8 protein-coding genes and 1 pseudogene are annotated in these 7551 nt (G+C 73.4%); 2 read left to right on the top strand and 7 right to left on the bottom strand.

The annotated features are described in order from the left end of the window. The 6 genes from ACFU7Z_RS32265 to ACFU7Z_RS32240 form a co-directional block, all read right to left on the bottom strand. On the bottom strand, window positions 1-723 hold a 723-nt coding region (locus ACFU7Z_RS32265; RefSeq protein ID WP_380781389.1), incomplete at its 3' end, for a beta-ketoacyl-[acyl-carrier-protein] synthase family protein. Beyond that, window positions 720-992: an acyl carrier protein gene (locus ACFU7Z_RS32260; RefSeq protein ID WP_074003372.1), complete on the bottom strand. Its 273-nt coding sequence runs from the start codon at window positions 990-992 to the stop codon at window positions 720-722. The genes ACFU7Z_RS32260 and ACFU7Z_RS32265, both read right to left, overlap by 4 nt. Window positions 993-1025: 33 nt before the next feature. Then, window positions 1026-2021, bottom strand: coding sequence for an NAD-dependent epimerase/dehydratase family protein (locus ACFU7Z_RS32255; RefSeq protein WP_380781387.1), 996 nt, complete (start codon window positions 2019-2021; stop codon window positions 1026-1028). Next, complete coding sequence (locus ACFU7Z_RS32250; protein WP_380781385.1) at window positions 2018-3691, bottom strand: AMP-binding protein; 1674 nt, start codon at window positions 3689-3691, stop codon at window positions 2018-2020. Before ACFU7Z_RS32250 ends, ACFU7Z_RS32255 begins: the two co-directional genes overlap by 4 nt. Beyond that, on the bottom strand, window positions 3688-4653 hold the full coding sequence (locus ACFU7Z_RS32245) for a 3-oxoacyl-ACP synthase III family protein (protein WP_380717657.1): 966 nt from the start codon (window positions 4651-4653) through the stop codon (window positions 3688-3690). Before ACFU7Z_RS32245 ends, ACFU7Z_RS32250 begins: the two co-directional genes overlap by 4 nt. A gap of 53 nt (window positions 4654-4706) precedes the next feature. Further along, window positions 4707-5531: an alpha/beta fold hydrolase gene (locus ACFU7Z_RS32240; protein ID WP_380781383.1), complete on the bottom strand. Its 825-nt coding sequence runs from the start codon at window positions 5529-5531 to the stop codon at window positions 4707-4709. A gap of 379 nt (window positions 5532-5910) precedes the next feature. Between ACFU7Z_RS32240 and ACFU7Z_RS32235 the strand changes: the two genes are divergently transcribed. Together ACFU7Z_RS32235 and ACFU7Z_RS32230 are read left to right on the top strand one after the other, a co-directional pair. Beyond that, window positions 5911-6585: a hypothetical protein gene (locus tag ACFU7Z_RS32235; protein WP_074003376.1), complete on the top strand. Its 675-nt coding sequence runs from the start codon at window positions 5911-5913 to the stop codon at window positions 6583-6585. Between the two features lie 43 nt (window positions 6586-6628). Continuing rightward, a complete protein-coding gene (locus tag ACFU7Z_RS32230; protein ID WP_380781381.1) occupies window positions 6629-7312 on the top strand; it encodes a hypothetical protein in 684 nt (227 codons plus the stop codon). Window positions 7313-7338: 26 nt separating this feature from the next. Here ACFU7Z_RS32230 and ACFU7Z_RS32225 read toward each other — a convergent pair. After that, window positions 7339-7533 (bottom strand): annotated as a pseudogene (locus ACFU7Z_RS32225) (DUF4287 domain-containing protein); the annotation flags it as partial. Window positions 7534-7551 lie beyond the last annotated feature (18 nt).

The following is a 7551-nucleotide window of genomic DNA, read 5'->3' as shown; positions in this document are numbered from 1 at the left end:
GCGCTCCAGGACGAGGACGGCGGCGCCCTCGGCCAGGACGAAGCCGTCCCGGTCGGCGGCGAACGGCCGGGAGGCGCCCGGTACGTCGTGTCCGCGTGCCGACAGGGTGCCCATCCGGTGGAATCCGGTCGCCACCAGCGGGCTGAGGGCGGCTTCGGTGCCACCGGCCAGGACGATGTCACAGGACCCGGCGACCAGCAGGTCGTGGGAGACGGCCAGCGCCGTGGCGCCGGAGGCGCAGGCGGTGGCGCAGGCGAGGGTCGGGCCGCGCGCGCCGAACTCCTGGGCCACCTCGCCGACGGCCATGTTGCCGATGACCATCGGGACCAGTGTCGGCGAGACGTGGGCCGGCCCGCGCTGTTGGAATCGGCGCAGCTGGTCCTCCCAGTGCGGCGCGCCGCCGAAGCCCACCCCGAGGACGACGGCGACCCGGGCACCGTCCCACCCGCCGGTGTCCAGCCGCGCGTTCCGGACGGCCTCCCGGGCCGCGAGCAGCGCGAGCTTTCCGAACCGTCCGATCCGCCATGCCTTCTTGCGCCCGACCGCCGTGTCCAGGTCCGTGGCGGGGATGCGGCAGGAGAACGCCACCGGGGCGGCGTCGAGGTCCGGGTCCGGTGACGCGGTGGGGGTTCCGGCGCAGACCCGCCGCCAGGTCTCCTCGGTGCCGACCCCGGCCGGGGTGACGAGCCCCAGGCCGGTGACGGCGATCTCGGGGCGGTTCACGCGACGGGTTCGGTCGCGTCGCCGAGGCGGGCCTGGACGATCCGGGCGATGTCGGTGAGCGTGCTCTGCCGGTCGGCGTCCTCCTGGCTGATCAGGATGCCGAACTCGTCCTGGAGGACGAAGGCGAACTCGGCCAGCGCGAGCGAGTCGACCTCCATCTCCTCGAACGTGGCGTCGGGGCTGATGGCGTCCGCGGATACGCCGAACCGTTCGACGAGCAGGGTCTGGGCGGTGTCGCAGACGGCGTCCACGGAGAGCGTCGTGTCCATGGTGGTTCCTTTCCGGAGGGCGAGGGGGCGGGCTCAGCTGCCGGTGGTGCGGTGGTGGCGGGTCAGTTCGGCGATGCCCTGGTCGAAGGTGGTGGGCGGTTCGAAGCCGAGGTCGCGCCGGGCCGCCGTGAGGTCGAACCAGTGCGGCCGGGTGAGCTGGTGGAGCAGGAACCGGCTCAGGCCGTGGCCGGTGTGGCGGCGGACCGTCGCCGTCGTGGCGTCGGCCAGGACGGCGGCGGCCAGCGCCACGGGGTAGGGCACCGGGTGCCAGCTCGTGTGGCGTCCGGCCGCGGCGAGCAGCCCGGTCACCACCTCGCGCAGCGGCCGTGGTTCGCCCTGGGCGACGAAGTAGGTCCGCCCGGCCGCCGGGTGGCCCGGTCGCAGCCGGTCCAGCGCGAGCAGGTGGGCGTGGGCGGCGGTGGCGAGGTGGCAGGTGTCGACGAGGTTGCCGCCGCGGCCCGGCATCAGCAGCCGTCCGGTTTCGGTCGCCCGCAGGAGGGCGGGCAGGAAGTGGGGGTCACCGGGCCCCCAGATCAGGTGGGGCCGCAGCACGGTGGTGGCCAGGTCCGGGCCGTTGGCGGCGAGGACGGCCGCCTCGGCCTCGGCCTTGGTGCGGGGGTAGGCGGCCAGATGGCGCCGGGGCCGGGGCAGCGACTCGTCCCCTGCCGTGATGCCGTCAGGGGTGAAGACCGCGCTCGCGGTGGAGGTATAGACCAGCTGAGGGACGCCGAGGGCGCGACAGGCGCTCAGGACGTTGCGGGTGCCCTCGACGTTGACCGCGCGGTACGGCCGCTCGGGCCCCCGGACTCCGGCCAGGGCCGCGTTGTGGATCACCGCCTCGCACCCGGCGAGGGCCCGCCGGACCGCACCCCGGTCGGCGATGTCGCCCAGGTGCTGACGGACCCCGAGCCGCTCCAGTTCAGGGCTCCAACGACGGTGCAGCGAGACCGCGATGTCGCCGCGCCCGGCGAGGCGCCGGCACAGCTCCAGGCCGAGGAAGCCACTGCCCCCGGTGACCAGGACCCTCATCGCCCGCCTCCCAGCACGCCGCCCGGGCCTCGTCGGCGCAGCTGTCGGCGGGCCCAGCGGGCCAGGCGGTCGCGGTCGACGCGCGAGTTGTGCCTCGGGTCGGTGGGCAGCCGGCGGTGGACCAGCACGGTGGCGATCCGGTGCCCGCCCGGCACCGCGGACAGGGCCTGCCGAAGACTCTGTCGGACAGCCGTCCCGGAGTTGGCCGCCGATGGCACCAACTCGACGCATAGCACCGGCCGTTGACGGCCGACGGGCCCGAGGCCGATCAGCGCGGTGCGGCCGATGCCGGGCACCGCGTCGGTGATCCGCTCGACCACGGCGGTGTCGAGCACGAACCCGGTGCCGTGCACCCGGTGTGCGGAGCGCCCGAGGAACCACAGCCGGCCGCTCTCGTCCAGCCAGCCGAGATCGCCGGTGCGGTGCAGCAGGTCCTCACCGGTGCCGACCTTGGCGGCGGTGTTCGCTTCCGGGCGGGCGTGGTAGGCCCGGCTGACCTGCGGGCCGCCGACCGTGATCTCTCCGTACCTCCCTCGCGCCATCGGCCGGTCGGAGGCCGACCGGCCGGCCGGCGCCAGGACGTGGGCCGCCATGCCGGGCACCGGGCGGCCCAGGCAGACCCCGCGGTGGGTGTGCAGCGGATCGGCGTGCGCGGCGGCCAGCTCGGCACTGTCGATCACGCTGACCGGCAGGCACTCGGTGGCGCCGTACGCGCTGAGCAGCGTCGCCTCCTCCGGCAGCGCCCGGCGCAGCGCACGCACCAGCCGGTCGGGCGGCGGGGCGCCGAAGGAGCAGATCCGCCGTACCGGGGCAAGCGGCAGGCGGCCGCCCTCGCACCCCTCGGTCAGGGCCCGCAGCACCGCGGGGGAGGCGCACACCACCGAGGTGCGGTGGTCGGCGACGGCGCGGACCAGGTCCGCGCCACGGGTGCGCGCGGGCCTGAGGTGGTCGACGGCCGGGACGACGGTGGTGGCGCCGGTGGCGGGCCCGAACAGGGCGAAGGGTAGGAACCCGGCGAGCAGCACCTCATCGGGGCCCAGCTCCAGCAGCCCGGCGACGGAGCGGACCTGAGCGGCCAGCTGCCGGTGCTCGTACTCGACGCCCTTGGGCGGACCGGTCGAGCCGGAGGTGAAGGCGATCAGCGCGAGCGAGGTCGCGGGCGGCGGGCTCGGCCACGGCGGCCCCGGCCGGGCCGGGTCCGGCCGCGGGCCGCGCCGCGTACGTCCCGTGACCAGCGTGGTGGTGACGTGCCGACGGGCCCAGCCGAACAGCAGCCGGGCCAGGTGGGCGAGCGGGTCGCCGATGAACACCTCGGGCCGGGTCTCCTCCAGGCAGGCCCGCAGGGCCGGCCGGGGCAGTGCCGGGTCGATCAGCACCGGTACCGCACCGAGGGCGAGCAGCCCGTACACGGTGGTCACCAGGTCGTACGGGTCACGGGCCATCACCACGGCCTTCTGCCCGGCTCCGACCCCCGCCTCGCGCAGTTCCCGGGCACGCGTGCGGCAGGCGGCCTCCAGGGTGGCGAAGTCGACGGTGTGCCAACGCCCGCGCGGAGCGGGCCAGACGAGCGCGGTACGGTCCGGTTGCAGGTCGGCCCAGCCGGCCAGGCGGGCGGCGAGCGTCTCCGGCCGGGCCCCGTCCGCCCGGACGGCCCCGGAGTCCGCGGTCACCACCGCAGTGCCATGACGCCGACACTGGTGCCGCTGGCCAGGCCGACGATCCCCACCAGATCGCCCTCGCGCAGCCGGCCCTGCTCCTGCGCGAGGACCAACTGCAGCGGGATGGTGGCGGTGGCGACGTTGCCGTGGTGGGCGAAGGTGGGGATCACGGCCTCTTCGGGGATACCGGTGGTCGAGCAGAGGATGCGGGTCATGGCCGCCGAGGGCTGGTGGACACAGAACAGCGCGCAGTCGGCCACGGCACCGATCAGCTCGCCCGCGGCCTTGACGGTCTGTTCCCGCAGCCCCGCGAAGGAGGCCGTCAACGCGGCGTCGTCGACCTCCAACTCGTGCATCCGGCCGGTGGCGTACGGGCTGCGCAGTACCGCGCTCGGCCACGCGGCGGGGTTGGCGAAGAACCGGCTGCCGAGGATGCCGGGCCGTTCGCTCGCCTCCACCAGCACGGCCGCTCCCATGTCGCCCAGCGTGAGGCTGGCCATCGCCGACGCGAGCCGGCCGCGGTCCGGGACGCGCCAGCGGGTGAGCCGGCTGGGCGCCTCCCCGGTGACCACCAGCACCCGCCGGTAGGAGCCGAGCCTGATCAGCGCATCGGCGCTCTCCAGCGCGCTGAGCACGCCGTTGCAGGCGTTCATCAGGTCGAAGACCGGTGCGGTGACACCGAGTTTGGCGGCCACCACGTTCGCGGTCGCCGGCTCGTCGAGGTCCTTGGTGATCCCGGTGTAGACGAGCAGGTCGATCGCCTCGGGCGGGAGGCCGGCGTCCTCCAGGACGGCCGCACCCGCCCGGGCCGCCAGGTCCGAGGGCAGGTCCCCCGGCGCCGCCACGCACCGCTCGCGCAGCCCGAACATGTGCTCCAGCAGCCCCGTCGGCAGCGCGGCCCCGGGGCTCTGCCGGCACAGCTCCTCCTCGATCTCGCGGGAGCTCTGGCGGGCCTCGGGGACATGGACCCGCACGAGACCGATCCTGCTGTGGGGCGAGGGCATGGGTACCTCTCTGTGATAGGTCGTCACCGCGCGGACAGGAAGCGCCGAAGCGGCCCGACCAGGGCCTCGCCGACGTCCTCCAGGACGAAGTGGCCCGCGTCGGCGAAGGCGTGGACCTCGGCGTGCGGGAATCTGCGGCGCCACTCCCCCAGGACGAGCGGCGTGAACACCGGGTCGCGCAGGCCCCAGCCGATGAACACCGGCAGCCCGGCGTGGTCGGCGCTGTCCCCACCGGGATCGACCAGGGACCAGGCGGGGTCCTCGCCGCTGCGCGGGATCTGCCGCAGGAAGTCTCGTACCGCCCGCCGCCGCCCCGCGCCGCGGTACGGCCACAGGTAGGCGGAACGGACCTCGGCGGGCAGCGGCCGGACCACCCCGGCCCGCAGTGCCGCCCGCGGGAAGGCGTTCAGCAGGTGCGCCGCCTCACCGAGCGGCCCGATGTCGCGCAGCAGGGCCAGCGAGCGCGGCAGCCGGTAGCCCTCGGGCCAGCGGAAGCCCACGCTGTTCAGCACTACCAGCCGGGTCACCAGCCCGGGATGCCGCCTCGCCCAGGCCAGACCGATCGGCCCTCCCCAGTCGTGCACCGCCAGGGTCCAACCCTCCGACGGTGCCCCGCACCGCTCGATCAGGTGGGCCGCCAGCACGTCGAGGTGCTCCAGCCGTTCCACGAAGGGAATAGGGGCGGCGCCGGCGCTCCGCCGGGAGAGGCCCATGCCCAGCTGGTCCGGCACGACGCAACGGAAGTCCTCGGCCAGCGCGGTGACAAGGCGCCGCCACAGATATCCCCACGTCGGGTTCCCGTGCAGCATGAGCACGACGTCGCCGGACCCCTGGTCGATGTAGTGCAATCCGGATTCCTCCTCGCGCCGCCAGTGCTCCGTACCCGGAAAGCCGGGCAGACGAGGTCGACTGGGCAGCATGGGGGTCTCCCCTGGTCCGTCGGCGGCCCGGCGGGCCGGCGCTGAAAGGTCTGCCGCAGAACGTAGCCCGACGCCGGCGGAAGACCCGGCAGGCGCACGCCGCTATCCCTCGACTGCCGGACACTAAAGATCGTCAGCGATCTTTAGCGGCAAAAGTCAACCCATTCAGGACTCTTCCCACACGCTGCGACAGTCGGATCAATATCGCACCGTAAAGGCGAATCCGGTCCCGCCTGGATCGCGCAGTTCCACGCCAGTGGTGATCCTGGCACCAGCAGTTCGTATACACAATCAAAAGGAGGACATTATGGGCTTTCAGCCCACCGCCGCGGACACCCCGTCCGGTCCACACGCCGGAAACTCCTCGACCCGGCGCTGGCGCCTCGCCACCGTCCCGCTCGCCCTGGCCGCCACGGTCGCCGGCGCCGGCCTGCTCATCCAGGAGACCGCCCCCACCCCGGCCGCCGCCAGCGGCTCCACCGGCCACCGCGACACGCTCCTGACCAAGCTCAGCTGCTCCGGGCAGGCGGTCGTCACCACCAGCGCGCCGATCACGGACGCCCCCACGAGCGTATCCATCACCGCGGTCGGCACCTACGACGACTGTTTCGCCGAGAACGGCGGGCCCGCGAACGTCCTGTCGGCGACGTTCACCTTCGCCGGCTCCGGCACGATCTCGTGTTCCTCCCCCAGCTCGTTCAGCGGCACCGAGACCATCACCTGGTACAGCGGACTGAACCAGACCGGCAGCGTCGTCGGAACCTCCACCGTGACCACCAACGGCGCACAGCCCGTCGAAGGCGACCCCGCGCACGAGGAGATCCTCGACTCGACCGACAGCACGGTGTCCCTCGGCAGCACCGTCCTGCCGGGGGCCGGCGTCGTCGCCACCTTCGAGCCCACCAGCGACATCAGCAACTGCTCCAACGGCTTGAGCAGCATGACCGTGAAACACGACGCCGCGTTCTCCGCCCTCCTCTGACCCCTCCTCTCCCAGCCGCCCGATCTCACAGAACAGGAACACCATGCCTTCGCACTCCTGGGACTCCGACCCCGTCCCGACGCGGGAAACGACGCCCTCCAAGCCCCGCCGGTGGCACCTGGCCGTCGTCCCGCTCGCCCTGGCCGCCGTGGCCGCCACCTCGGCCGTGCTTCTCCAGCAGTCCGCCCCCGCCTCGGCCGCCGACACGCCGGTCGCGACCGACGGCGCCAAACCCCGGGCCACCCCCCTGCTCAAGCTCATGTGCGGCGCGAACGGTACGATCCAGAGCACCCAGCCGATCACGAACACCCCCACCGCGGTCGATGTCTCCATGACCAACGGCGTCATCGAAAGGTGCCTGACGGAGAACGGCGGACCCGAGCTGTCCGCCGGAACGGTCTCGATCACCGGGTCGGCGACCCTCTCGTGCGGCCAGGTCGGCCAGCTCACCGGCACCATCGTCGTCAACTGGTCCGACGGAAGCGGCAACTCGGCCGGCGTCTCCACCATCAACGCCGACGGCATGCAGCATGTCCAGGCCGACCCCTCGAAGAACGAGATCACCAACAACCTCAACGGCGTGGTGTCCCTCGACAGCACCGTTCTGCCCGGTGCCACCGTCACGGGCACCCTCTACCCGGGGGCCGACATCACGAAATGCAGCACCGGGACCATCAGCAGCCTCCCGGACAGTGACATCACCCTGCGTTTCAACAGCCTCCTCTGAGACTCCCTCGGCACCGGGCCGGGGCGGTGGGCGACGAGGGCGTTGGCGTGCCCGTGCCCCAGGCCGTGCTCGGCCTTGAGCCAGGAGACCAGCTCCCCGTGCTTGGTCAGGGGCGAGGCGCGCAGAAGTGTCTTCCACTCGGCGATCGGCCTGCCGTACGTCTTCTCGATGGACGGAAAATAACTCGCGGGGCTGGCGGCCGCCTGGGCGCTGCGCGGGATCGCCGAGCGGATCGTCGT

Source organism: Kitasatospora sp. NPDC057518, from assembly GCF_042802075.1.
Taxonomy (GTDB): domain Bacteria; phylum Actinomycetota; class Actinomycetes; order Streptomycetales; family Streptomycetaceae; genus Kitasatospora.
Note: the sequence above shows the minus strand (reverse complement) of the source record. Positions and strands in the feature narration are given on the sequence as shown.

Excerpts from the sequence above, each read along its gene's own strand:
- ACFU7Z_RS32260 (WP_074003372.1), bottom strand. The coding sequence starts at position 992 with ATGGACACGACGCTCTCCGTGGACGCCGTCTGCGACACCGCCCAGACC.
- ACFU7Z_RS32230 (WP_380781381.1), top strand. The coding sequence starts at position 6,629 with ATGCCTTCGCACTCCTGGGACTCCGACCCCGTCCCGACGCGGGAAACG.
- ACFU7Z_RS32235 (WP_074003376.1), top strand. The coding sequence starts at position 5,911 with ATGGGCTTTCAGCCCACCGCCGCGGACACCCCGTCCGGTCCACACGCC.
- ACFU7Z_RS32255 (WP_380781387.1), bottom strand. The coding sequence starts at position 2,021 with ATGAGGGTCCTGGTCACCGGGGGCAGTGGCTTCCTCGGCCTGGAGCTG.